This is a genomic window from Streptomyces sp. NBC_01429, from assembly GCF_036231945.1.
In the GTDB taxonomy this organism is placed as follows: Bacteria; Actinomycetota; Actinomycetes; order Streptomycetales; family Streptomycetaceae; genus Streptomyces.
In genome coordinates this window covers 3,336,593-3,359,442 of the sequence record NZ_CP109599.1, presented here as the reverse complement: position 1 = coordinate 3,359,442, position 22,850 = coordinate 3,336,593, and the positions used below count along the sequence as shown (strand labels likewise).

At 70.2% G+C, this 22,850-nt stretch carries 28 protein-coding genes; 9 read left to right on the top strand and 19 right to left on the bottom strand.

Annotated features, from left to right (window positions below; all coding sequences use genetic code 11):
* Positions 1 to 253: 253 nt before the first annotated feature.
* Positions 254 to 934, top strand: coding sequence for a GntR family transcriptional regulator (locus OG627_RS14305; RefSeq protein ID WP_329065061.1), 681 nt, complete (start codon positions 254 to 256; stop codon positions 932 to 934).
* Positions 935 to 1,293: 359 nt separating this feature from the next.
* Here OG627_RS14305 and OG627_RS14300 read toward each other — a convergent pair whose 3' ends face one another.
* Both OG627_RS14300 and OG627_RS14295 read right to left on the bottom strand, forming a co-directional pair.
* Entirely contained in the window at positions 1,294 to 1,836 is a 543-nt protein-coding gene (locus OG627_RS14300; protein ID WP_329065060.1) for a VOC family protein, read from the bottom strand.
* 379 nt (positions 1,837 to 2,215) lie between these two features.
* A complete protein-coding gene (locus tag OG627_RS14295) occupies positions 2,216 to 3,202 on the bottom strand; it encodes an aldo/keto reductase (protein WP_329065058.1) in 987 nt (328 codons plus the stop codon).
* Between the two features lie 267 nt (positions 3,203 to 3,469).
* Here OG627_RS14295 and OG627_RS14290 point away from each other — a divergent pair, with 267 nt between their 5' ends.
* Positions 3,470 to 3,844, top strand: a complete 375-nt coding sequence (locus OG627_RS14290) for a hypothetical protein (RefSeq protein ID WP_329065056.1) — start codon at positions 3,470 to 3,472, stop codon at positions 3,842 to 3,844.
* Positions 3,845 to 3,974: 130 nt separating this feature from the next.
* Here OG627_RS14290 and pip read toward each other — a convergent pair whose 3' ends face one another.
* The 6 genes from pip to OG627_RS14260 form a co-directional block, all read right to left on the bottom strand.
* The gene (gene pip / locus OG627_RS14285) at positions 3,975 to 4,937 is read right to left on the bottom strand and encodes a prolyl aminopeptidase (protein WP_443073624.1); all 963 of its coding nucleotides are present in this window, start codon (positions 4,935 to 4,937) and stop codon (positions 3,975 to 3,977) included.
* A 175-nt stretch (positions 4,938 to 5,112) separates the two neighbouring features.
* Positions 5,113 to 5,250, bottom strand: coding sequence for a hypothetical protein (locus OG627_RS14280; RefSeq protein WP_329065052.1), 138 nt, complete (start codon positions 5,248 to 5,250; stop codon positions 5,113 to 5,115).
* A gap of 1,297 nt (positions 5,251 to 6,547) precedes the next feature.
* Entirely contained in the window at positions 6,548 to 6,769 is a 222-nt protein-coding gene (locus OG627_RS14275; protein ID WP_329065050.1) for a DUF397 domain-containing protein, read from the bottom strand.
* Positions 6,770 to 6,784: 15 nt separating this feature from the next.
* A complete protein-coding gene (locus OG627_RS14270) occupies positions 6,785 to 6,994 on the bottom strand; it encodes a DUF397 domain-containing protein (RefSeq protein ID WP_329065048.1) in 210 nt (69 codons plus the stop codon).
* A 15-nt stretch (positions 6,995 to 7,009) separates the two neighbouring features.
* Positions 7,010 to 7,219: a DUF397 domain-containing protein gene (locus OG627_RS14265; protein ID WP_329065046.1), complete on the bottom strand. Its 210-nt coding sequence runs from the start codon at positions 7,217 to 7,219 to the stop codon at positions 7,010 to 7,012.
* Positions 7,216 to 8,055: a helix-turn-helix domain-containing protein gene (locus tag OG627_RS14260; protein ID WP_329065044.1), complete on the bottom strand. Its 840-nt coding sequence runs from the start codon at positions 8,053 to 8,055 to the stop codon at positions 7,216 to 7,218. Before OG627_RS14260 ends, OG627_RS14265 begins: the two co-directional genes overlap by 4 nt.
* 419 nt (positions 8,056 to 8,474) lie before the next feature.
* Between OG627_RS14260 and OG627_RS14255 the strand changes: the two genes are divergently transcribed.
* The 3 genes from OG627_RS14255 (at position 8,475) to OG627_RS14245 (ending at position 9,104) form a co-directional block, all read left to right on the top strand.
* Entirely contained in the window at positions 8,475 to 8,678 is a 204-nt protein-coding gene (locus OG627_RS14255; protein WP_329072653.1) for a hypothetical protein, read from the top strand.
* Positions 8,675 to 8,875: a hypothetical protein gene (locus tag OG627_RS14250; protein ID WP_329065043.1), complete on the top strand. Its 201-nt coding sequence runs from the start codon at positions 8,675 to 8,677 to the stop codon at positions 8,873 to 8,875. Before OG627_RS14255 ends, OG627_RS14250 begins: the two co-directional genes overlap by 4 nt.
* A 103-nt stretch (positions 8,876 to 8,978) precedes the next feature.
* Positions 8,979 to 9,104, top strand: coding sequence for a hypothetical protein (locus OG627_RS14245; RefSeq protein WP_329065040.1), 126 nt, complete (start codon positions 8,979 to 8,981; stop codon positions 9,102 to 9,104).
* A 31-nt stretch (positions 9,105 to 9,135) separates the two neighbouring features.
* Here the strand turns inward: OG627_RS14245 and OG627_RS14240 are convergent, their stop codons facing one another.
* A complete protein-coding gene (locus OG627_RS14240) occupies positions 9,136 to 9,633 on the bottom strand; it encodes a winged helix-turn-helix transcriptional regulator (protein ID WP_329065039.1) in 498 nt (165 codons plus the stop codon).
* Between the two features lie 86 nt (positions 9,634 to 9,719).
* Here OG627_RS14240 and OG627_RS14235 point away from each other — a divergent pair, with 86 nt between their 5' ends.
* Positions 9,720 to 10,364 (top strand): dihydrofolate reductase family protein, encoded by a 645-nt coding sequence (locus tag OG627_RS14235; RefSeq protein WP_329065037.1) that lies wholly within the window; start codon positions 9,720 to 9,722, stop codon positions 10,362 to 10,364.
* A gap of 24 nt (positions 10,365 to 10,388) precedes the next feature.
* On the opposite strand, the gene OG627_RS14230 is transcribed toward OG627_RS14235, so the two are convergent.
* The gene (locus OG627_RS14230; protein ID WP_329065035.1) at positions 10,389 to 11,261 is read right to left on the bottom strand and encodes a ketopantoate reductase family protein; all 873 of its coding nucleotides are present in this window, start codon (positions 11,259 to 11,261) and stop codon (positions 10,389 to 10,391) included.
* 69 nt (positions 11,262 to 11,330) lie between these two features.
* On the opposite strand from OG627_RS14230, the gene OG627_RS14225 reads away from it, so the two are divergent.
* On the top strand, positions 11,331 to 11,960 hold the full coding sequence (locus OG627_RS14225) for a TetR/AcrR family transcriptional regulator (protein ID WP_329065033.1): 630 nt from the start codon (positions 11,331 to 11,333) through the stop codon (positions 11,958 to 11,960).
* Positions 11,961 to 12,065: 105 nt separating this feature from the next.
* On the opposite strand, the gene OG627_RS14220 is transcribed toward OG627_RS14225, so the two are convergent.
* A complete protein-coding gene (locus tag OG627_RS14220) occupies positions 12,066 to 12,974 on the bottom strand; it encodes a LysR family transcriptional regulator (RefSeq protein WP_329065031.1) in 909 nt (302 codons plus the stop codon).
* 131 nt (positions 12,975 to 13,105) lie between these two features.
* Between OG627_RS14220 and OG627_RS14215 the strand changes: the two genes are divergently transcribed.
* Positions 13,106 to 13,855, top strand: coding sequence for an SDR family NAD(P)-dependent oxidoreductase (locus tag OG627_RS14215; RefSeq protein ID WP_329065029.1), 750 nt, complete (start codon positions 13,106 to 13,108; stop codon positions 13,853 to 13,855).
* A gap of 72 nt (positions 13,856 to 13,927) precedes the next feature.
* Here OG627_RS14215 and OG627_RS14210 read toward each other — a convergent pair whose 3' ends face one another.
* Positions 13,928 to 14,644 carry a GDSL-type esterase/lipase family protein gene (locus OG627_RS14210; RefSeq protein ID WP_329065027.1) on the bottom strand — a complete coding sequence of 239 codons (717 nt, stop codon included), beginning with the start codon at positions 14,642 to 14,644 and terminating at the stop codon, positions 13,928 to 13,930.
* A gap of 51 nt (positions 14,645 to 14,695) precedes the next feature.
* Here OG627_RS14210 and OG627_RS14205 point away from each other — a divergent pair, with 51 nt between their 5' ends.
* Positions 14,696 to 15,736, top strand: coding sequence for a WD40 repeat domain-containing protein (locus tag OG627_RS14205; protein WP_329065025.1), 1,041 nt, complete (start codon positions 14,696 to 14,698; stop codon positions 15,734 to 15,736).
* A gap of 65 nt (positions 15,737 to 15,801) precedes the next feature.
* On the opposite strand, the gene serC is transcribed toward OG627_RS14205, so the two are convergent.
* The 7 genes from serC to OG627_RS14170 all read right to left on the bottom strand — a co-directional run bounded on the left by serC (position 15,802) and on the right by OG627_RS14170 (position 22,712).
* Positions 15,802 to 16,920, bottom strand: a complete 1,119-nt coding sequence (gene serC, locus OG627_RS14200) for a phosphoserine transaminase (RefSeq protein ID WP_329065023.1) — start codon at positions 16,918 to 16,920, stop codon at positions 15,802 to 15,804.
* Positions 16,921 to 17,119: 199 nt separating this feature from the next.
* Positions 17,120 to 18,394, bottom strand: coding sequence for a cytochrome P450 family protein (locus tag OG627_RS14195; protein WP_329065020.1), 1,275 nt, complete (start codon positions 18,392 to 18,394; stop codon positions 17,120 to 17,122).
* Between the two features lie 72 nt (positions 18,395 to 18,466).
* Positions 18,467 to 19,801: a cytochrome P450 gene (locus OG627_RS14190; protein WP_443073474.1), complete on the bottom strand. Its 1,335-nt coding sequence runs from the start codon at positions 19,799 to 19,801 to the stop codon at positions 18,467 to 18,469.
* Entirely contained in the window at positions 19,798 to 20,466 is a 669-nt protein-coding gene (locus OG627_RS14185; RefSeq protein WP_443073473.1) for a GTP-binding protein, read from the bottom strand. The genes OG627_RS14190 and OG627_RS14185 overlap by 4 nt, the downstream gene beginning before the upstream one ends.
* Entirely contained in the window at positions 20,447 to 20,803 is a 357-nt protein-coding gene (locus OG627_RS14180) for a DUF742 domain-containing protein (protein WP_329065018.1), read from the bottom strand. The genes OG627_RS14185 and OG627_RS14180 overlap by 20 nt, the downstream gene beginning before the upstream one ends.
* Positions 20,800 to 21,246 carry a roadblock/LC7 domain-containing protein gene (locus tag OG627_RS14175; RefSeq protein WP_329065016.1) on the bottom strand — a complete coding sequence of 149 codons (447 nt, stop codon included), beginning with the start codon at positions 21,244 to 21,246 and terminating at the stop codon, positions 20,800 to 20,802. Before OG627_RS14175 ends, OG627_RS14180 begins: the two co-directional genes overlap by 4 nt.
* Positions 21,243 to 22,712, bottom strand: a complete 1,470-nt coding sequence (locus OG627_RS14170) for an ATP-binding protein (RefSeq protein ID WP_329065014.1) — start codon at positions 22,710 to 22,712, stop codon at positions 21,243 to 21,245. Before OG627_RS14170 ends, OG627_RS14175 begins: the two co-directional genes overlap by 4 nt.
* Positions 22,713 to 22,850 lie beyond the last annotated feature (138 nt).

Genomic DNA, 22,850 nt, shown 5'->3' with positions numbered 1-22,850 from the left:
TGCGCCGCACTCGCTTCGCCTCGGCGCTTCGACCCTCCCCCGGTCGGGCCGGAGCCGGTCCGACCAGCAAGACTCACCTGGCCTGCGACGGACTCGGCCGTCAGCTCGCCTTTGCCCGAGCCCTGGGAAGCAGCCATCGCCCTCGCATCACTCCCGCCGTGGGCGTGACGTCTGACGACAGGTCCTGGAAGTGACGAACCAGACCAGTATCACGAGATAGTTCCCCATTCCCGGTGCCAGATAGAATCAGCCCATGCCCAGCCGAACCTCGACCACCCGGTCCGAGCTTGTCTACGAGAGAGTCCGCGGGGAGATCCTGCGCGGCACGCTCCCGCCGGGTTCCCGCCTGCGTTTCGTCGATCTGGCCAACCGCTTCACCGTCAGTCAGTCGGTCGTCCGCGAGGCTCTCGTACGTTTGGCTGAGCAGGGCCTGGCCGTGGCCCTCCCGCAACAGGGCTTCCGCGTTCGCACGCTGACCCTGGTCGAGTTCCGAGAGATCACCGAGGCCAGGATCGAGATCGAGGGCGTTCTCATTCGCCATGCGATCGCGCGTGGCGACCTGGAATGGGAATCCTCGGTGATCGCCGCTCACCACACTCTCGTCCAGACGCCCAGGGTGACGAAGGCCGGGAAGCTGAACGAAGCCTGGGCGGACGCGCACGAGGCGTTCCACGCCGCGACTCTGCAAGGCTGCCGGAATGGAACGCTCCTGTCCGTCGCCACGTCCCTGCGGGAGTCCGCTTCGCTCTACCGGTGGGCGCCCGGGGCGACCTCCTTGGACACCGACCGCGACGCCGCCCTCGAACACCGCCAGATCCTCGACGCAGTGGTGGCTCGCGACGAGTTGACCGCAGCGTGCCTGACCGCTCAACACATTCAGCGCACCACTGACGCATTGAGCGAAGTGATCGCCCCGGTGGAAGCACACAACTGATCTTCCCCCCCGCGTTCACACGGCACCGGCCGGCCTGCTTGAGGCGCGGAGAATTCCACCAGACGTCGCCGGCAGCCATACGTGTCGGCCCCTGGGACCGGCCGGCACGATCGTTTCTTCCCTCCCCTTCGGGAGGAAGCGCCGATGGACGCGCACTGAGCAGGGGATGGTCCGGTCGACCTGGCAGGGCATCCCCGTGTTCAGCTCGGGTGGTTGCCTCGCGTTGCTGCCCTCGGGCCGAGCCCACCCCGTCAGCTCGCTCGTGAGGTCTGCGGAAGTCCGAGAGGCAAGCTGCCGCGATGAGGAGGCTCGCTCGCGCGGTCGCCGGTCAACAGCGTGTGACAGAACTCGTCCGGCCTTCAGGGCGCCTGGGTGCGCCACGCGTTGTTGCTGCTGTGGTCACCGTCGAGCCAGCGGGCAAGATCGGCGTGCGCCGTGCGAAGCCGCTCGGCGTTGATGCGTTCCACGTCGGGATGGTCGACAGTGAACTCGAGTTGCAACCCGTTCGGATCCACTGTGTAGAGCGAGACGCAGTAGCCGTGATCCACCACGAACGTGCTGGGCTCTGCGTAGCCGGCCCCAGCGAGGCGCTCTCGAATGGCGTCCTGGGTCTCCCGCTCGACCTTCAGGGCGACGTGGCGCATCGGGGTGGGGCCGAACTCGGGCTTGAACTGCTGCTGGGCCTGAGGGTCACCCATCTGGAAGAAGGCCAGGGCGCTTCCGTCAGCCAAACCGTAGAAGGTGTGGGACAGCGCGTACTCGGACCCGTTGATCGCCTCGATCTCGGTCCAGGTGGCGAGCAGAGGCAGACCTATGACGTCCTCATAGAACTGCCGGTTGACTTCTTGATCGTCGACTATCCAGCCGTAGTGGTGCAGGCGAAGCGGCAGTCGTGCGCTCATGGAATGACCTCCGTCGGCCGGATGGAGAGGAAGCGCCGTGGCTCGTTCTGCCGAGTCACGCGAGAGCAGCGGGAGTCCACTGGGCCCTGACGCCGACTGTGCTCGCCCCTGGGCAGCCGTCACCCGCTCAGGGCCGCCTGAAGTCTGCGACTCTCCCCAACCCTAAGAGGGAATCACGAGAAGTCAATTGATTCTCTAGATTCTGCTGACGCTCCCACTGGCCGTTCGGCAGACCGCCACGTCGCACGGACCGCTCGATCTACGACCTGGATCCACTTTCGCGACAGACCCTGGCCGGGGCCTTTCGTCCGGATCGGGCGCGGCACCGGAGCCCGCGAGCCCGGCAAGATCCAGACGAGAGGCCCCAGCCGGCCGCCTGCTACCAGGCGAACGCCTCGGGCGACGGCCCCGGGCCCGGGAAGATCTCGTCCAGCGAGGACAGGACCTCCTCGGACAGCTCCAGCTCGACCGCCCGCAGCGCCGACTCCAACTGCTCCGCCGTGCGCGGCCCGACGATCGGGCCCGTCACGCCGGGGCGGGTCAGCAGCCAGGCCAGAGCGGCCTCGCCCGGGTCGATGCCGTGCTTGTCGAGCAGGTCCTCGTACGCCTGGACCTGCGCGCGCAGCGGCGAATCGGCCAGCTTGTCGGCCGACCGGCTGCTCGATCCGCCCTCGCGCTCCTTGCGGATCGCGCCGCCCAGCAGCCCGCCGCCCAGCGGCGACCACGGGATGACCCCGAGGCCGTACTCCTGCGCGGCGGGGATCACCTCCATCTCGGCGCGGCGCTCGACGAGGTTGTACAGGCACTGCTCGCTGACGAGGCCGTACGAGCCGAGGCGGCGGGCCGTCTCGTTGGTCTGGGCGATCTTCCAGCCGGGGAAGTTGGAGGAGCCCGCGTAGAGGATCTTGCCCTGCTGGATCAGGGTGTCGATGGCCTGCCAGATCTCCTCGACCGGGGTGGCGCGGTCGATGTGGTGGAACTGGTAAAGGTCGATGTGGTCGGTCTGGAGCCGCTTGAGGCTGGCGTCGACCGCGCGGCGGATGTTGAGGGCCGAGAGCTTGTCGTGGTTGGGCCACGCCTCGCCGTCCGACTTGCTCATGTTCCCGTAGACCTTGGTGGCGAGCACGACCTTGTCGCGGCGGTCGCCGCCCTTGGCGAACCAGGTGCCGAGGATCTCCTCCGTACGGCCCCTGTTCTCGCCCCACCCGTAGACATTGGCGGTGTCGAAGAAATTGATACCCGCGTCGAGAGCGGCGTCCATGATCGCGTGGCTGTCGGCCTCATTGGTGAGAGGGCCGAAGTTCATCGTCCCGAGGACGAGTCGGCTGACCTTGAGTCCGGTGCGTCCGAGCTGCGTGTACTTCATGACTCCACAGCCAACTCGTTCGAGCGCACTCAAGGCAAGACCGACTACGCCTTGTGGCGGCCTGCGTGGCGGCCCGCGAGCGCTGTCATAAATCGGTCGATTGCATGCTTTCAAGCCATTGTTCACAGGTCAGGCATGGCGACCCCTCTCTGTGATCAACCTCAACCCTGAGTGACCGAACGGCCGAGTCGAGTGGCTGAGTGGCTGAGTGGCTGGGCGCGTCGGTCCCTCGTGTCCCGTCATCACACCGGAACACCGGAGGTTTCCTTGATTTCTCGTGCACGACGCACCATCGCCGCCATCGGCGCGACGCTGGCCCTTGGCGCGGGCGGGCTGCTGATCACGGCGGCGCCGGCGACGGCCGCGCCGGAGTTCCCCGCTGCCTCCAGTGCCCCCACCGCGCTCACCGCCCCCTCCGCCCCCACCGCGCTCACCTGTACCCACCGGCTTCAGACCGGCAGCGGCGGCCACAAGGGGGCGGCCATCACCTGCAACGGGTCCACCTTCACGGGCATCATCGACTGCAAGAAGGGCGATCTCGTCTACCGGCACTTCGGCAATCGTGCCGCGTCGGGTGGTACGTCCACGGTCTGGTGCGACCTGGGGGCCCAGGTGATCTTTGCGGGCGGAACCCCCTCGTGAGGTAGCGGGCGGGCGGCTCGTTCCGGCTGTCCCCGTCCCGACGGTCGGCGGGCCGTCAGGACGGGGACATCGGGGGGATCGGGGGCGCCGGGGGCATTGGGGGCGTCGGGGGTCTTTGGGGGCCTTTGGGTCAGCTCGCGAACGCGTCGAGCGCGGCGCGCACTTCGCCGCGCTGGGCCTCGCTGCCCTTGTGGCCCGCGTCCTGGACGACGGCCAGCCGCGCGCCGGGCCAGGCGCGGGCCAGCTCCCAGGCGGTGCCGAGCGGCCCGGCCAGATCGTGCCGGCCGTGCACGAGCACACCGGGGATGCCCGCCAGCCGTCCCGCGTCCCGCAGGAGCGCGCCCTCCTCCAGCCAGGCGCCGTGCGAGAAGTAGTGCGCGCAGATCCGTACGAACGCCTTGAGGTCGGCCGTGGGACGGTCGGCGTAGATGGTGGGGGAGCCGTTCGGCTCCTGGGAGAGCACGGCGTCCTCCCAGGCGGCCCAGTCGGCGGTGGCCCGGTCCCGCACGGCGGGGTCGGGGTCCTCCGTGAGGCGGGCGTACGCGCGCAGAGTCTCCTGGACCACGCCGGTCCGGTCGGCGGCGGGCCCCGACCAGCCGGTCCTGCTGTCGTCCGCCGGGAGGCCGGCGCCGGTACGGAAACGGTGCCACTCGGCCGGGAAGACCGCCCCCGCGCCGCCGTACAGCCACTCGATCTCGGAGCGGCGGGTGGTGGTGACGGACGGGATGACGATCTCCGAGACGCGTTCGGGATGGCGTTCGGCGTACGCGAGGATCAGCGTCGAGCCCCAGGAGCCGCCGTACAGAAGCCAGCGTTCGATCCCGAGGCGGGTGCGCAGCCGCTCCATGTCGGCGATGAGGTGGTCGGTGGTGTTGTGGCGCATGTCGACGGCGGGATCGCTCGCGTGCGGTGTGCTGCGCCCGCAGTTGCGCTGGTCGAACAGGACGACGCGGTAGCGCTCCGGGTCGAAGAACCGCCGGGCGTACGGGGTGCAACCGGACCCGGGACCGCCATGGACGACGAGCGCGGGTTTGCCCTGCGGATTGCCGCAGACCTCCCAGTGGACGAGGTTGCCGTCACCGACGTCGAGCATGCCGTGGTCGTAGGGGTCGATGGGCGGGTAGAGGGTGTGGAGGGGGTGGGGGGCGAGGGGTTGGGGGGCGAGGGAGTCGGTGGTGCTCGGGGTGCTCGGGGTGCTCGCGGTGTGTGCAGGGCTCATGGGCGCCTTCCGGGTCGGGCGGTCGGAACGGGGCTTGCTTCCAGGCCCGCTAGGCAGAGTCGACCAGGAATACGAACAGGATGATGAACCCTGCGGTGAGCAGGGCCAGTCCGACGCCGACGTGTGCCCGGGCCGCAGTCTCGATCAGGCTCAGGTGGGTGACGCACAGCGCACCCAGCGCCGCCATCACCGCGAGTACGACGAGGTACGTGCTGGTGCGGGGGCGGCGTGCGGGGCTTGGCGTGGGCGGCGTGGGCGGCGTGGGCGGCGTGGGCGGTGCGGGCGGGGCGGGCGGCGTGGGCGGTGCGTGCGGGGCGCACACTTTGTGTGGGGTGGCCCGGGTGGTCTTGGCGGCTGACGGCCGGATGTTTGCTGGGTTTCATGCCCCGCTGGTCACTGTTGCGTTGCGTGCTGCGGGTTCGGACCGAGGGGTAAGCGTGGTGGACGGGGGCGTTGATGGCGGGTGGGGGCCGCCCCTCTCGGTTTGAGTTTCGCGCCGCAGGGCCGGGTGTAAAGGGCGCTCCTGCGTCGCGTCGCTGCGCGATGACCTTCGGTCACCCTTGACACCCGGCCCTGCGGCGCAAGTGCAGGTACTTGGGAGGGGCGGCCCCGGGGGGAGGGTTCCCCAGGGAAGGCAGGATCGTTGTGCGGGCCGGTCCCTGGCTGTCGGGCTGGTTCGCCCTGCGGGGCTGCGCGGCAGTGGTGTGGGGTGGCCCGGCCCCGGCTTAGCGGCGCTCCGTCTGCTGTGTGCTGGGATGCATGCCCCGCTGGTCACTGTGTGGTGGGAGGGGTGGGGCAGCTGAGGTTTGTGTGGCACCGAGTGGGCTCCTGAAGGGAGTCGGTGTGCTGTAGAGCGCGGTTTGTGCAGCCGGGGACACATGACGGGTTGGAGGGGAGCCTCAACGCCCTGCCAAGTTAGGGCATATGGGGCATCTTGGTGAGGGTGGGTGCCGAGATCCCGTGGAGTGTGACGTTGCGGTGCCCAGACGGCCTCGCAGTGGCTCTCACGTCGCACTCGACGGACCTCGGCCCCCGAGCGGGCGGGAGATCTCTGTCAGATTCCGGGCACCCCCCACCACGGTGACCAGCGGGGCATGAGTCCCAGCAAGCATCCGGTCGACGGACGCTTGACGGAACGCGCCACCACCCCATCCAACTACCGCGCAGCCCCGCAGGGCGAACCGGCCCGACAGCCAGGGACCGGCCCGCGCAGCGATCCTGCCTTCCCTGGGAACCCTTCCCCCCGGGCCGCCCCTCCCGAGTACCTGCACTTGCGCCGCAGGGACGGGTGTCAAGGGTGGAGCGCAGCGCAATCGGCGCAGCCGACGCGACGAAGGAGCGCCCTTTACACCCGGCCCGGAGGCGCGAAACTCAAACCGAGAGGGGCGGCCCCCACCCGCCATAACCCGTACCGGCCCACCACGACCGCCTCGGCGCCGAGCCGGACGGCGGACATTTGGTGAAGCCCGTTGCTCTTCGCGCCGCTACTGCGGGCGCCTCGCGGTGGGGAACGCTCCGGCCTTGACGCCCGTGACGAAGGTGGCGAACGCGGTGGCGGGGAAGCCGAGTGCGGGGCCGCTCTTGGTCTTGGAGTCGCGTACGGGGACGGTGCCGTGTGTGAAGGCGAGGTTGGTGGCGACCTCGATGCACTGGCCGCCGTTGCCGCTGTAGGAGGACTTGAACCAACGCGGGATCTTGGTCGTCACGGGGTGCCCTTCGTGTCAGAGGGTGGGGAACTCTCCGGTCTTGACGCCCGCGATGAAGGTGGTGAACGCGGTGGCGGGGAAGTCCAGTACCGGGCCGCTCGGGTCCTTGGAGTCACGTACGGGGACGGTGCCGTGCGTGGTGGTGAGGTTGGTGGCGACTTCGATGCACTGGCCGCCGTGCTCGCTGTAGGAGGACTTGAACCAACGGGGGGATTGGGTCGTCACGGGGTGCCCTTCCTGTCAGAGGGTGGGGAACTCTCCGGTCTTGATGCCCGCGATGAAGGTGGTGAACGCGGTGGCGGGGAAGCCGAGTTCGGGGCCGCTCTTGGTCTTGGAGTCGCGGACGGGGACGATGCCGCGCGGGGCGGTGAGGTTGGTGGCGACCTCGACGCACGCGCCGCCGTTGTTGCTGTAGGAGGACTTGAACCAACGCGGGGTCTCGGTCGTCACGGGGTGCCCTTTCGTAACTGTTCGATCATGGCTACTGATGTCGCCTGGGAGAGCGCTTCGGCCTGCAACTGATGGTAGGCCGTCAGCATCGGGAGTGCCGAGGTGCTTTCTCGGTCGAGATGGCCCCGTTGGGCCGACTCCGCGTACGACATGAGCGAGCGGTCCGACATCGTCAGGATGTAGATCGGCAGATCGAACGTACGGCGGGCGCCCATGGTGAACGGGGCGACCTGGAGCACCGTGTTCGGCAGCTCGGCGAACTTGGCCAGATAGGCCAACTGTTCCTCCATGACCGCTGGTTCCCCGATGGGCCGACGGATGCAGCTTTCGTCCAGCACGACGAAGACCAGCGGCGGGCGCGGACGGACGAGCGCGGCTTTCCGCTCCGCGACCATCTGTACTCGCTCGCTCGCCTGCTCGGGTGTGATCGCTCCCCGCTTGACGGCACTTTCGGCCAGTACCGACGCGTACTCCGGTGTCTGCAACAGCCCAGGGATGATCCCGATTTCAAACAGCCTTATCTCCGCTGCCCGGCCCTCGTGGCCGACGTACTCGGGAAAGCCCTCCAGCAAGCTGCCGTTGCGGATCTCGCGCCACTGGCGCTCGAAAGTGTCGGCTGTGTCGCTGGTTCCGAAAGCCAGGTCAGCGCTACGCGAGAAGCGAAGAGTTGGCACCTTGCGGCCAGTTTCCACGGCTGAGATATGCGTACTGCTGTAGCCCGTCCGTTCGGCAAGATCCTCTTGCTTCCATCCGTGCGCCTCTCGTGAACTGCGGACGCGTGCGCCAAAGGCTGCCTGTGGGCTGCTGTCCGGTTGCAACTCCTTGCGGTTGACCATGCCGCCACCAATTTTTCTTCCGTTGCTGACACGTTGAATGGTTCCGGACTCTACGCCACGCTGAACGCCCCCGGTAGTCAAGCGACTACAGAGAGGAGCGGATCGTGAATCGCAAACACATTCCCCCCGACACCCCCCAGCCCCGCAGGTCCCCCCTCACCCCGCAAGAGGTGGCCGAGCGGCGGCGGGCGCGCTGGGAGGGCACCCCCGACGAGACGTGGTTCTCCGCGTGGGCGCCGCTTCCGGACGGTGCGCCGCGTGGGCCGTACGTCAGGCCGACGGCGGAGGTGCTGGCCGCTGTGGAGGCCGGGTTGCGGCGGGGGTCGGCGGGTGGAGCCGCCACTACCGGGGCGGAACCGGAGCACGTGCGCGCGGACGGTCGGTCGGTGGTACCGGCCGGGGACGACGGAGGTACGGAGATGACCGAGCCGACCAGGTATCAGACGGAGCCCCTTGAGCTGCCGCTCCCCGAGCCCGCGCAGGCGGATCCAGCGCCCGTCGAGGGGTGCCTCGGCTGCGTCGAACTCGCCGGCGTCCGGGCACGGGCGCGGGTCGTGGGGGATATGACCACGGTGTCCGACTGCAACGTCTTCCTGCGGCGGCACCCCGAGGGGCACCAGTGATCACGGCGGCGGATGTCGGCCGCCGGGTGGAGGACGAGGAGGGGCGCGTCGGCGTCCTGCGGGACGTGATCCTGGACTACGAGGACCCCGCCGACCTCCCCCGCGAGCGCCGTAAGCGGCCCACGGCGTTCCTCCGGCCCGAGGACGGCGGTACGGAGTGGCTGGTCGCGCCGGAACACGTGCGGTGGGCCCGGTGAACCGCGCGGCGAGACGAACGGCCGGCCGGATCGCGTGGGGGCTGGCGGTCCTGGGCTGCTGGGGGCTCATCGCGCTCGGGCTCGTCCTGACGGTCCGCACCGAATGACCGACGAACCCGATCTGCGAAAGCGCGTGATGGTCATGGTGATCGCCGGGGGACTCACGATCCTCGCGTGCTCCGCCGCGCTCGCGGCCCTCGTCATCGCGCTTGTCGCACAGGCCACTTGAGCGGGGCGCCGGCCCGTCTCACCTGGTCGCGTCAGTGAGCCTGTGACCGAGCGGCTTCGTACGCCTGTCGCAACCGCTCCGAAGCAGTGGGGCTCTTGGGGGTTTCGGGCGTGACGCCGAGGTGGATCTCGCGCAGTTCGTCCATGAGCTCGCTCACGAGGTGCGGCGAACCCTCCGCGAGGATGCGGGCACGTGCCGCGAGCTGCGGGGTCGTGGGCCGGTGCCGCAGCCCCCACGTGCCGAGGGCGACCATCACGGGGAGAGTCTGGATGCCGGCTTCGGTGAGGGTGTAGGTCGCTCTCCGGCCACGCGTGGCGTCGTCGCGGCTGAGCAGGCCCGCCTCGACGAGCTTGCGCAGGCGGCCGGCGAGGATATTGGACGCGATGCCTTCGTCGTTATGGGTCATCAGATCGCGGAAGTGGCGACGTCCACCGAAGATCACGTCACGAAGCACGATCAGAGTCCACGGGTCTCCCAGGACCTCCACTGCGGCGTTGATCGCGCATCCCGAACGCGGCTGCTCACGCATCGCGCACCTCCTGACTTATCGCGACTCGCAACTGTAGGGTTCGTCAACCAGTTGCAGATTGCAATCACTCGCTGAAGGTGCATCACATGGCCAAGGTCCGCGTGCAGAACTTCCATGTCTCCCTCGACGGCTACAGCGCAGGCGAGACGATCACGATCGACACACCCATCGGCGGCGCCGAGAGGCTGTTCGCGCGGTTCGACGGGCGGGTCATCCACGGTGTGGACGCCGTGGACGACCCGATCACCCTCGATCGCGCTCTCACCAGCACCTGGGGCCAGGGCATCGGGGCCGAGATCATGGGCCGGGGCAAATTCGGTCCGCAGACCGGCGAGTGGGCCGACGACGAGTGGCGGGGCTGGTGGGGCGACGAGCCTCCCTTCCGTACGCCCGTGGTCGTGCTCACCCACCACCGGCGTGAACCCCTCCACTTCGGCAACGGAACGAGTTTCCACTTCCTCGACGCCGCACCCGAGGACGCACTCGCCTACGCCCAGGACCTCGCGGACGGCCGGGACGTTCGCATCGGCGGCGGCCCCTCCACCGTCCGGCAGTTCCTGGCGGCCGACCTCATCGACTTCATGCACCTGGTCACCGTGCCCATCACCCTCGGCGCCGGGGTCTCGATGTGGGACGGGCTGGCCGGGGTTCAGGACCGCTTCACCATCGAGTCGGCCTCCTCGGTGAGCGGCCTTACGCACCACTTCTGGAATCGGATCACCGCCGACTAGTCGCCGTCCGTGGTGTGCGTGGTCTCAGCGGGCTCCCGCAGGGGTACGGAGCTGTTCGGCCAGCCGGTCGAGTTCGGCCGCCGTGGCGGGCGAGGAGTCGTTGAGTCCGCTGTGCACGGCCGTCGGGCTCTTCAGGAAGCGCCGGAGCAGGGCCACGAGGAGCCCTCGCGGCAGAACCCGCAACGCGGTGAACGCGCGAGGTACCGGCGGCGTCTCCAGCGCGGCGAGGTTCTGCCGCATGAGGTGGAGCATGCCGCGGACCGCGTCCGGGTCGTCGGCCAGCGCGACCGGGCCGCCCGCCGCGTGTACCGCCTGCCCGAGCGGGACCTCGAAGGCGGCGTGCGTCCTGAGCCAGGCGGCCATCCGCGGCTGGGCCTTGGCGTTGATCCCGGCGGTACGGAACGTCTCCACGATCCGTTCCAGTCGTGGGGTCGTACGGCCGTCGGGCTCACCGATCGGCATCGCGACCCGGCGGGTGACGAAACTGCTCCTGCGGTAGCGGACCACGTCGCCGTCCATCGTGCCGCCGGTCGCGGGGAAGCCGAGCAGCACCCGCTCGTGGCCGAGCAACGCACCCAGCGTCTCCGGACCGGCTGCCCAGTTGAGCAGGAACAGCACGTCCCCTTGGACACCGGCGAGTGATTCCAGCACCGCGTCCACCTGGTGGGTGCGGACGAAGACGGTGATCAGGTCGTACCCGCCGTCCGGGTGCTCGACCACCGGTACCGGCACCCGCTCGACAGCCGGGCCGTCCTCCTCGGCGAGTCGCACTCCGTGCCGGCGCAGGGCGGTCAGGCGCTCGCCCCGGGCGAGGAGCGAGACGTCGTGGCCGGCCTCGTGCATGTGGGCGGCGAACAGGCTGCCGCAGACCCCGGCGCCGTACACGAGCAGCTTCATGGGAGCCTCTCTCACACGTTCGTTTGATTCATACGTTCGTTTCATTCAAGCATATGTAGAGTCCCTCGTGTGGCGACCCCAGACACCCGCACCCAGATCCTCGACGCGGCCGAGTACCTCTTCGCCGAGCACGGATACCGCGGCACCTCGGTCCGCGCGATCACCACACTCGCCGGGGCGAACCTGGCGGCCGTCGGCTACCACTTCGGCTCGAAGGCGGAGCTGATGGCCGCGGTGGTCCGCCGCGTGGTCGAGCCCATCAACGCCGCCCAGTGCGCCGGGCTGGACAGGCTGCTCGCCCGGACCCCCGACCCGCCGGTCGGCGAACTGGTGGAGGCATTCGTGGGGCCGCTGTTCGACGAGACGCCGGCCGGGGACGAGGGCGGCGCCCGGACGTCCCGGCTGATCGTGACGATCCTCAGCGACCCGGCCGAGGAGGCGCGCAGCTGGACCGGCCCGGCCGAGGGCTCCGTCCGCGAGCGCTACCTCGCGGCCTTCGCGCGCGTACTGCCCGGCCTTTCCCCGGAGGAGCTGTGGTTCCGGATGCGGGGGATCCTCGCCGTGACGGCCGTCGACCGCCTTGAGGCTCACCAGCGGCCCTCCCCCGGCTGCGTGTCCCCGGTGGCGGGCGAGGCGGCCCGGCGATGGGCGGTCACGTTCCTGACGGCGGCGGTGAGTGCGCCACCGACCCGGACCTGACGACCCGGGACAGACGCCGGCGGCGTCCTTGTTCCAGGGCGGCATCGTGAATGGCTTCGGGGCCCGAGGCCGTTCCCTGGTCGGTTCAACGTGGAAAGCGAACGCTCAGACAGTCGCGGGCTGACCGAGGAGTTCTCCACCGCACCAGTTCTGCCGGCTGAGATGGTCGAGCATGGCCGTCTCCGCCGAACCCGGATTGCGCCGCACGCCGACGAGGACGGGCTCGGTCAGGGAGGGCAGGAGCGGGCAGGCCAGTTCTTCGAAGCCCTCGGGGATGGCCGAGGCCGGGACCACGGTGACGCCCAGGCCCTGTGCCACGAGCCGCACCGCGGTGGAGATCTGTGACGCTCGGGCCACCGTGTGCGGGCTGAGGCCCGCGTCGGCGAGCAGGCGGGCGAGGTACTCGTCGAGCAGGCTGGCGCGCCGGAACCGGATCCACCCCTCCGACGCCAGGTCTTCCAGGTGCGGGGCGGCACCGTCCGAGAGAAGCGGGTGCCCCTTCGGCAGGATGGCGACGTAGGCTTCCTCGCCCAGAGGGTGAACGTCGAAGGTGCACCCGGCGGGGATGCGGTGCACGAGGACCATGTCGAGGGTTCCCTCGCGGACCAGTCGTTCCATGTCCGCGGGATCGGGCTCCTCGTGGAGAGTCACCTGTAGCTTCGGGTGGCGACTTCGCAACTGCCCCAATACCTCGGGCAGTTGGCGTGCTCCCAGGCCCATATGGACAGCCATGATGAGTTCGCCCGCCAGTTCCCCGTTGGCGGCGCGGGCGGCCGTGACGGCACGCCGGGACGCGGTCGTCGCGATCTTCGCCTCCGCGAGGAAGGCCCGCCCCGCCACCGTCACCGTCACCCCGCTCGGGTTGCGGGTGAACAGCTGCACCCCGAGGTGCTTCTCCAGGGCGCCGATCTGCTGCGACAGGGAGGGCTGAGTGACCCGCAGACGTTCTGCCGCCGCTGTCATGGAGCCCTCGTCGGCGACGGCCAGGGCGTATTCGTACTGGCGCAGGTTCATTCGAATCCAACCTTCGACATGACATAGAAGATGTCAATGCAGAGTATACGTTGACATTATTTGCCTCTATGTGAGACCCGGTCCTACCGTGGTGCACGCCCAGCGCAGCCATCACCACTCAAGGAGAATGCATGCGTCTCGCGAACAAGGTAGCCCTCGTCACTGGCGGGAGCGCGGGCCTTGGTCTGGCGATTGCCCAGAGATTCGGAAGTGAAGGCGCCCACGTCTACATAACGGGGCGACGGAAGGAGGCGCTCGAATCCGCGAAGGCTTCCATTGACGGACATGTCACGGCGGTCACCGCGGACGTTACGGTGTCGGGTGATCTCGACCATGTGGTCGAGGCCATCCGTCAGGAGAGCGGGCACCTCGATGTGATCGTCGCGAACGCTGGAAGCATTGAGCGGATGAACTTCGGGGACGTGACCGAGAAGCACTTCGACCGCACATTCGACGTCAATGCCCGCGGCGCACTGTTCACCGTCCAGAAGGCGCTGCCGCTTCTGCGAACGGGCGGCTCGATCGTTCTGCTGGGCTCGATCACGGCAGTCAAGGGGGATCCCGGGGCAGGGACTTACAGCGCGGCGAAGGCCGCCGTGCGCTCCTACGCGCGCACATGGGCGGCGGAGTTCGGCGACCGGGGTCTTCGGGTCAACGTGCTGAGTCCGGGGCCGATCGACACACTCATCATCGACGGACAGGCCGAGTACTTCGGTCAGGATCCAGTAGCTCTCCGAGCCCACATGAGCGCCCTTGTCCCGATGGGCCGCCTCGGGCTTCCCGAGGAGATCGCCAATGGCGCGCTGTTTCTCGCCTCGGACGAGAGCAGTTTCATGACAGGTGCGGAACTCTGCATCGACGGCGGTATGGCTCAGGTATAGCCCGCTGCGGCCGGAGCGGAACCGGGCATGGGCCTGTCCCACGGTCGTGGCGCGGGATCACTCCGCTCACGGTCACCACCGACCCGGCGCCCCGGCGCGCGATCCGCTGTGCCGCGCGTACGGCGCGCCCAGGCCCCAGGCCCGGTGCATCGTGTCCGTGAAGGCGGCGGCGAGCTTGTGTTCGCCGGCGGAGTTGGGGTGGGTGCCGTCGTACGTGTCCCGGTGGACGGAGTACGACGGCGGGCGCGGGGCGAGGAGCAGGGGGGATTGCGGGCGGTCCAGGTCGGCCACCGCCCTGGCCAGCAGCCCGTTGAAGCGGTCGACCTCGGCGGCGAAGGCGGCGTCCGACTCGGCGCGGATGTTGGGTATCACCGGCAGGAGTACGGCGCGCACGCGCGGGTTCGCCGCGCGGGCGGCGGCGACGAAGGCGCGCACGAGACGTTCGGTCTGGGCACTGTCCGTGTAGAAGCCCAGGTCGATCAGGCCGAGGGAGACGAGCAGGACGTCCGCCCTCTGTGTGCCGACCGCCTCCCGCGCCAGCGGCGCCATGTGCCGCCAGCCCTCGCCCCAGCCCGCCAGATGCCCCCGCGCTTCGGCGGGGAAGTCGGGGGCGGCGTAGTCGGCCGAGACGGGCGCGTCCGCCGTGCTGTCGTACAGCCCGGTACGGGGGCCGACCAGCCGGAACGGTCCGCCGAAGGAGGCGCTGAGGTGCTGCCACACCCGGTAGCGCCAGGTGAAGTCGCCCGCGCGGCCGATCGTCATGGAGTCGCCCACGCACATGAATCGCATCCGGCCATCCTTGCCGATGGGCCCCCGTGCCCGGGGTGGCAGGCTGGGGGGATGCGTTCGCTTCCGCTCCCGCGCCGTTCCGGTCCGCGTGCTCCTCGCGCCCACCGTACGGCCGCCGTTCTCGCCACCGCCGTCCTCCTGCTGAGCGGTTCTCCGGCCGTGGCCGCGGCGGAGGCGTCACCCGATCGGGACTTCACCGTCAAGGATCCGCGGATCACCGAATCGAGCGGGCTGGCCGCCAGCCGTATCCACCCGGGCATCTACTGGACGCACAACGACAGCGCCCACCCGCCCTACGTCTACGCCGTCGACTCCCGGACCGGCGAGACCGTCGCGACGGTCACGCTGGAGGGCATCGGTGAGATCAGGGACGCGGAGGCCATCTCCCTCGGCCCGGACGGGAATCTGTACGTCGGTGACATCGGCGACAACCTCAACGGCTCCTGGGACCACGTGTGGATCTACCGCTTTCCCGAGCCCGCGGAACTCAAGGACGTCACCGTCCGCCCCACGCAGTTCACCGTGCGGTACGCGGACGGGCCGCGCGACGCCGAGTCGATGATGGTCCACCCGAAGACCGGGCGGGTCTACATCGCGTCGAAGAACCAGAGCGGCGGCGGGCTGTACGAAGGTCCCGAGAAGCTGACGGCGTCCGGTACGAACACCTTCCGGCGGATCGGGGAGGTGCCCTGGGTGACGGACGGCGCCTTCTCCCCGGACGGCGATGAGCTGACGTTCCGCTCGTACTTCAGCGCGCGTACATACGAGTGGAAGGACGGCCGGCTCGGTGAACACCGCGCGGTGCGCGCCCCGTTCCAGCGGCAGGCCGAGTCGGTGACGTACACGGCGGACGGGCGCGCGCTGATGTTCGGGACGGAGGGCAAGGACAGCGGCGTGGTACGGGTGGACATCGCCAAGGACGCCGATTCCGACGCGGGCGCGGACGCCGAGGGTGACGCGGGCAAGGGCTCCGGCGGTACGGACGACGCCGACGGCGGCCAGGGGAACGCCACCCTCGGCGCGTTCGTCCTCGCCGCTGCCGCCGCGCTGTTCTTCGGCTTCAGGTGGCTGCGCGGGCGCTCCAAGGGCTGAGCACACAGCAAGGGGCCCCGGCCGCGGGAGTACCGCCGCCGGGGCCCTCTTGCCGGGCTTCGAGGTCAGAGGCGCTCGATCACGTAGTCCACGCAGGCCGTCAGGGCCGCGACATCCGCCGGGTCGACCGCCGGGAACATCGCCACGCGCAGCTGGTTGCGGCCCAGCTTGCGGTAGGGCTCCGTGTCGACGATGCCGTTGGCGCGCAGGGCCTTGGCGACCGCCGTCGCGTCGATCTCGTCCGCGAAGTCGATCGTGCCGATGACCTGCGAGCGCTTCGCCGGGTCGACCACGAACGGGGTGGCGTACTTGGAGGCTTCGGCCCAGCCGTACAGGTTACGGGCGGACGCGGCCGTGCGGCCGGTCGCGAAGTCCAGACCGCCCTGGGAGTTGAGCCAGTTCAGCTGCTCGTTGAGCAGGAAGAGCGTGGCCAGCGCCGGGGTGTTGTACGTCTGGTTCTTCAGCGAGTTGTCGATCGCCGTCGGCAGCGAGAAGAACTCGGGGACGTGACGACCCGAGCCGTGCACGCGGGCGGCGCGCTCCAGCGCGGCCGGCGAGAAGGCGGCGATCCACAGGCCGCCGTCCGCGGCGAAGGACTTCTGCGGGGCGAAGTAGTAGACGTCCGTCTCGGCGATGTCCACCGGCAGACCACCCGCGCCGGACGTCGCGTCGACCACCACGAGCGCGCCCTCGTCGGCTCCGGCGACCCGCTTGACGGGGGCCGCGACACCGGTGGAGGTCTCGTTGTGGGTGAGCGCGTAGACGTCGACGCCCGCTTCCGCCGCCGGGTCCGGGTGCGAGCCGGGGTCGGCGGAGATGACGGTCGGCTCGGCGAGCCAGGGCGCGAGCTTGGCCGCCTTGGCGAACTTCGAGGAGAACTCACCGAACGAGAGGTGCTGGGACTTGTTCTCGATCAGACCGTGCGTCGCGACGTCCCAGAAGGCGGTGGAGCCGCCGTTGCCCAGGATCACCTCGTACCCCTCGGGGAGGTCGAAGAGGCTCCGCACGCCGTCCCGCACCGCGCCGACCAGGTTCTTCACCGGGGCCTGGCGGTGGGACGTGCCGAGCAGGGACGCGCCGGTCGCGGCGAGCGCGTCCACCGCCTCCGTCCGTACCTTGGAGGGGCCGGCGCCGAAACGTCCGTCGGCGGGCTTGATGTCAGCGGGAATCTGGATATCGGCCACGGCTCGGAGCGTAGTCGTTCCCGGCGCGTCACCGTAATCCGTGTCCGTCGGGTGAGACGTGTCAAGAGGTTGATCAAGACATACGAATCGACGGCGCCCGGGGCCTCCGGGGGCCGCCGGGTTTCGTGCGTATGCACAGGAACCCGGGGTGCGGGCTCCTGTGCACACGTACGGAAGACGCCTCGCGGAGGCGGTCGGCTCAGGCGCGCAGCCGCACCGGCAGGTCGAACAGGTCGTTCTGCGTCACCACCGGCTTGTTGCGCAGCTCGGCGGCCGGAACCGCCAGGTCGAGGTCGGGGAAGCGGGCGAACAGCGCGGGCAGCGCCACCGACGCCTCCAGCCGGGAGAGCGCGGCTCCCGGGCAGACGTGCGGGCCGTGGCCGAAGGAGATGTGGCGGTTGGGGGTGCGGGTGGCGTCGAAGTCGCCCGCCGTCGGTCCGTGCTGCCGCTCGTCCCGGCCGATCGCGCCGAACGAGACGATCAGCGCTTCACCCCGGGGGAGGACGTCGCCGTCGTCCCCCACCGCGATGTCCTCGGTCGCGAACCGGATCAGGACGTGCGAGGTGGGGGTCGACCAGCGCAGGGTCTCCTCGATCACGTTCTCCCACGGGATCGTCCCCTTCAGCACCTGTGCGCGCTGCTCGGGGTGGGTGCTCAGGGCGACGACCGCGTTGACGATCAGGCTGATGGTCGTCTCGTGACCGGCCGCGATCATCAGCTGGAGCGTGTTGACGATCTCCTGGGAGGTGAGCCGGTCGCCCTCCTCCGACGCCGCGATCAGCGCGCTGGTCAGATCGTCGCCGGGGTTCGCCCGCTTCGCGTCCACGACGCCGGTGAACAGCGCGCCGAGGTCCGCCATCATCCCCGGCACCTCCTCCGGCGGCGTCTGGGTGGAGAAGAACTTCTCGAAGAGCGCCTTGAGCCTCGGGTGGTCGGCCGCCTCCACGCCCATCAGCTCGCTGACGACGCTCATCGGGAGCGGATAGGCGAACTCCGCCTTCAGGTCGACGGGCCCGGTGCCGGCCGCCCGCCGCTCCAGGCCGTCCAGCAGGTCGTTGGTCAGCTTCTCGATGCCCTCGCGCAGCCGTTCCACCCGGCGCACGGTCAGCGCCTGCGCGACCAGCGTGCGCAGCCTGCGGTGCTCCTCGCCGTCCACGGTCAGCATGGAACGGCCGGGGTTGGCCAGCCCGATCAGCGGCCAGTCCAGCGGTATCTCGCCGCGCTGCCAGGCGCCCCAGACGTCGATGTCCTTCACCAGCCTGGCGTCGGTCAGCAGCTGCCTGGCCTCGGCGTGGCGGGTCACCGCGTAACACCGCACCCCGCCGGGGAGTTCCACGCGCGCGAGCGGGCCGGCGTCGCGCAGGGCGGCGCTCTCCGCGTCCAGGTCGGTGACGAGGGGGTCGAGGACGATGACGCCGCCGGGTTCGCCGGGGGCGTCGTCGCCCGCTGTCCGGTGGGCGTGGGGACAGGTCATGTCAATGCCTCCGAGAGCGGGTTCGGGTGGGATACGGGACGTACGGGTACGCGGGCTACGGGTACGGGCGGGTCAGGCGCCCAGTACGGGCGTGGGCGTGAAGGCCACCGGCAGCTCGGTGAGACCGCGCAGCCACGGCGAGGGGCGCGGGGTGAGCGTCCCGGCCGGGACGGCGAGGTCGATGTCGGGGAGCCGGTCGAGCAGCACCTCGATACCGGTGCGGGCGACGACCTCGGCGATCTCCTGGGCGGGGAACGGGCAGCGGTGCTCGCCGTGGCCGAAGGAGAAGAAGGCGTTGTTGCCGCCGGTGAGCGCCGAGCCGTCCGTACGGATCTGGGGGTCGTAGTTGGCGGCGGCGAGGCCGAGCAGCAGCATGTCACCGGCCTGGATACGGCGGTTGCCGAGGCGCGTGTCGCGGGTGGCCCAGCGTCCGGCGACGTTCTGCGTCGGGGTGTCCTCCCAGAGGACCTCGTTCATGGCCTCGGCCACGCTGTGCCGGCCGCCGGACAGGGACGCGGCGAACCGGTCGTCGGTCAGCATCAGCCGCAGCGAGTTGCCGATCCAGTCGGCGGTGGGCTGGTGGCCCGCCGCCATCATCACCATCATGTCCTCGGCGACCTCCTCGACCGTGAAGCCCGCGGTGTTCGCGAGCATCAGGGACGCGGCGTCCTGGCCGGGCTCCGTGCCCTTCGCCGCGAGCAGTTCCCGCATGGAGGCGGCGAGGTGACGCTGTCCTTCGAGGGCGCGCTCGCGGCCGTCGATCATGTCGTTGAGCGCGGTGACCAGGCCGGGGCCCTGCTCGTCGGGGAAGCCGTAGATCTTGGCGAGAACCCGTACCGGCAGGAGCATCGCGTACCGGCCGATGATGTCCGTACGGCCTTCCGTGCAGAAGCCGTCGATCAGCTCGTCGGCGAACTGCTCGGCGTGCCTCCGCAGCGTGAACGGGTCGACCGCCTCCAGCGCGTCGCTGATCATCGCGGCGCGCTCGCGGTGGCGGGCGCCGACCGTGTAGAGGATGGACGGCTGCTTGCGGCCGATCATCGGCCGCAGCGGCCAGTCGGCGGGGATGGCGTCCCACTGGTTCCACAGGTCCGAGTCGCGGCTGAACAGGCCCGGGTCGCCGGTGACCTGGTGCAGCTCGCGGTAGCCGAGGACCAGCCAGGCGGGGATGTCCCCGTCGAGGACGACGGGGGCGACGGCTCCGTGGTCCCGGCGTATCTCCCGGTAGAGCCGGGTGGGTTCGGTCTGGAAGCGGGGGCCGCTCAGGGGTACGGAGGCGGTGCCCGCGTGGGCCGGGCAGCCCGGGGGCGGGGCGGACGCGGTTCCTCCGGTCCCCGCCTCCGGTATGTCCGACGCACCGGAGGCGTCTGCCGCGTCCGCCGCGGCCGGGGTGCTGGGCGTGGTCACGACGCTGTCTCCGGGGTCGGCTCGGCCGCGCTGCTCGTCGAGGACAGGCTCTTCGAGGACAGGGCGTGGAGGTGTTCGAGGAGCGTGATCAGCACGTACTTGCTGGACGAACGGTCCCGCGCGTCGCACTCCACCATCGGCACGTCGGGCCCCAGATCCAGCGCCTCCCGGATCTGCTCCTCCGTGTGCAGGGGCCCGCCGAAGTCGTTGCAGGCCACGATGAAGGGCGTGTTGTGGTGCTCCAGGCGGTCGATCGCGTACCAGGAGTCGGACAGCCGTCTGGTGTCCACGAGGACGACGGCGCCGAGCGTCCCGGAGAACAGCCGGTCCCAGAGGAACCAGAAACGCTCCTGCCCCGGCGCCCCGAACAGATAGAGCACCGAGCGCGCGTCCAGGGAGATCCGGCCGAAGTCGAAGGCGACGGTGGTCGAGTTCTTCCTGCTCAGCCCGTCGAGATCGGCGAGTTCGTCGATTCCCTCACCGGCGCGGGTCATCATCTCCTCGGTGTTGAGGGGACGGATCTCACTGACGGAACGGACCATGGTCGTCTTGCCGACACCGAAGCCGCCGACGATGACGATCTTCAGGCCGTTGTCGGCCGTGCCGGCCAGGGACGGCCGGGCCGAGGACGGACCGGTGGGCCGTTCAAAGGTTGCGGAGTCCAACGAGCACCTGCTCCAGGATGTCGGGATCGGGAAGGCGGTCGGCCGCCCTCGCCGTACGGGGGTGACGGGCGCTGATCCGGCCGGTGTCGAGCAGATCGGCGAGCATGATCCGGACGATGCTGCCGGGCAGACCGAGTTCGGCGGCGATCTCCACGACCGCCACCGGGCTCTGGCACATCCGCAGGATCGCGACGTGCTCCGACTGCATGCCGGGCGCCGGATCGCTCTCCGCGACCACCAGCGTCACCAGGTCGAACGTGTCCGAGTCCGAATGGCTGCGCCCTCCGGTGAGGGTGTAGAGCCGGTCGGGGGACTCGTCCCGGCCCGGCCGGCTCATACCCGCACGCCGCTTTGTCCTTGTGTGTTCTGTCCTTGCGCGGTGGTGCGCGGCGGCGCGCTGAGGTGTTCCCCGAGCTGCTCGACGAGTTCGCTCATGTTGTGCCCGACCAGGCCGACATCGGCGTCCTCGGTGGCGACGACGGCGAGATGGGCGCCGTCCCCGGCCTCCACGATCAGCAGGAGGCCGCCGTAGAACTCGGTCATGGCGGACCGCACGCCGCCCTGGCCGTTGCCGAACTCGACGGACGCGCCGTGCGACAGGCTCTGTATGCCGGCCGCGATGGCGGCGAGCTGGTCGGCCTGGTCGACGGAGAGTTCGGGGGTCCGGCACAGCTTGAGGCCGTCCCGGGACAGGACGAGCGCGTGGCGGGCGCCGCTGGTGCGCTGGAGCAGGTTCTCCAGCAGCCAGTTGAGCTTCTCGTCGGTGGTGGTGCCGGTCATCGGGAATCGCCTTCCGGGGATGTGGAGGTGGCCGGTCGCGCTGGACCGGGTGTGGGGGTGGGGGCCGGGGCGGAAGCGGTGGTGGGGGTGGGCGCGGAGGAGGATCGTACGGTCACGGCTCTGCGGAAGCTGCTGAACCGGGCCGCCTGCGCGGCGGGCGTGGCGGGTCCGTCCGCGGCGGGCCGCGCCTCGTTGCGGGCGCGGACCTTGGCCTCGCCCGTACGGAGCAGGGCGGCGGCGAGCGTACGGCCGCGCCGGCGCTTGGGCAGGCCGCTCTCGCCCAGTTCGGCTTCCGGTGTGCCGGGTGTCCCTGGTGTCCCGGCTTCTTCCGTGTCCTCCGGTGCGTGGTCCCGTGCGTGTTCCGGCGTCTGCGGCACAGAAGCGGCCGCACGCGCCGCCACCCGTACGGGGGGAGCGGGCGGCGGCGCGATGCCCAGCACCGGTTCCGGAGCAGGGGAGCCGGGACGCAGCTGGGTGATCAGCTCCTGCGGCAGCATCATCAGCGCGCCCGTGCCGCCGCGAGCCGACGGCCTGAAGGAGACCGTCAGTCCGTGCTTGCGGGCCAGCCTGCCGACCACCGCGAGCCCGAGCCGGGTGCCGGACAACGCGCTGAGGTCGGACTTCTCGGCCGCCACGGCCCGCTCCGCGCGGCTCAGCTGGATGTCGCTCATCACCAGGCCGCTGTCCTCGACGGTGATGACGATGCCGGCCGGCACCTCCTCCACGTACACGTGGACCTCGGCCGTGGGCGGCGAGAAGTTGGCCGCGTTGTCGAGGAGTTCGGCCAGCGCGTGCATGACGCCCTCGGCCGCGTGGCCGGCGACGGCGACCTGGCTGGTCGAGTGCAGCCGTATGCGCTGATAGCCGCTGATCCGGCCCATCGCGCCGCGCAGGATGGACTCCATGACGATGGGCTTCGCCCAGCGCCTGCCGGAACGCGCCCCGGTCAGCACGGCGATGGAGTCGGCGATACGGCCCGCCTGGGCCGCGCGGTGGTCGAGGTGGAGCAGATCGCCGAGGACGTCCTCGTCCGTGTGCCGGTGCTCCATCGCGCGCAGGTCGGCGAGGACGCTGGTCGCGATGGCCTGGACCCGGCCCGCCGCGTTGGCGCAGGCGGCCACGGTGGCGGTGCGCACGGCCTCGCTGCGGGCCGCGTCCTGGGCGGCGCGCCGGGCGTCCGCGACGGTACGGCGCACGTCCTCCTCGGCCCGTCTCGCCTTGGCGGCGAGCTGCTCGGCGCGGGCGGTGAGCGCGGCGTCACGGTCGCGCAACCGCTCGACGAGGGACCGGAAGTGGGCGGCGGCGGTGACGGCGGCGGTCAGTGCCGCGGCGCCCGCGCCCGCGCCCCACGCCAGCGGGGTCTGGACGGAGGCGGGCGCGGCCAAGACCGCCCAGACGCACAGCAGGCCGGTGACGGCCGCCGAGATCAGCGCGGCCGGGGCGGTCGACCGGAGTGAGGGGCGCACAATCGGCTACCTCGGAGACGGGTGAGTCGGACATTCCAGGGACGCTCGGACCGCCACGCGGGGCGGGCACCGGAGCACAGGCAGTTATTGAACTTTGCTCAAACGGTGGCCACTATATGAGAATTGACGATCAGTTTG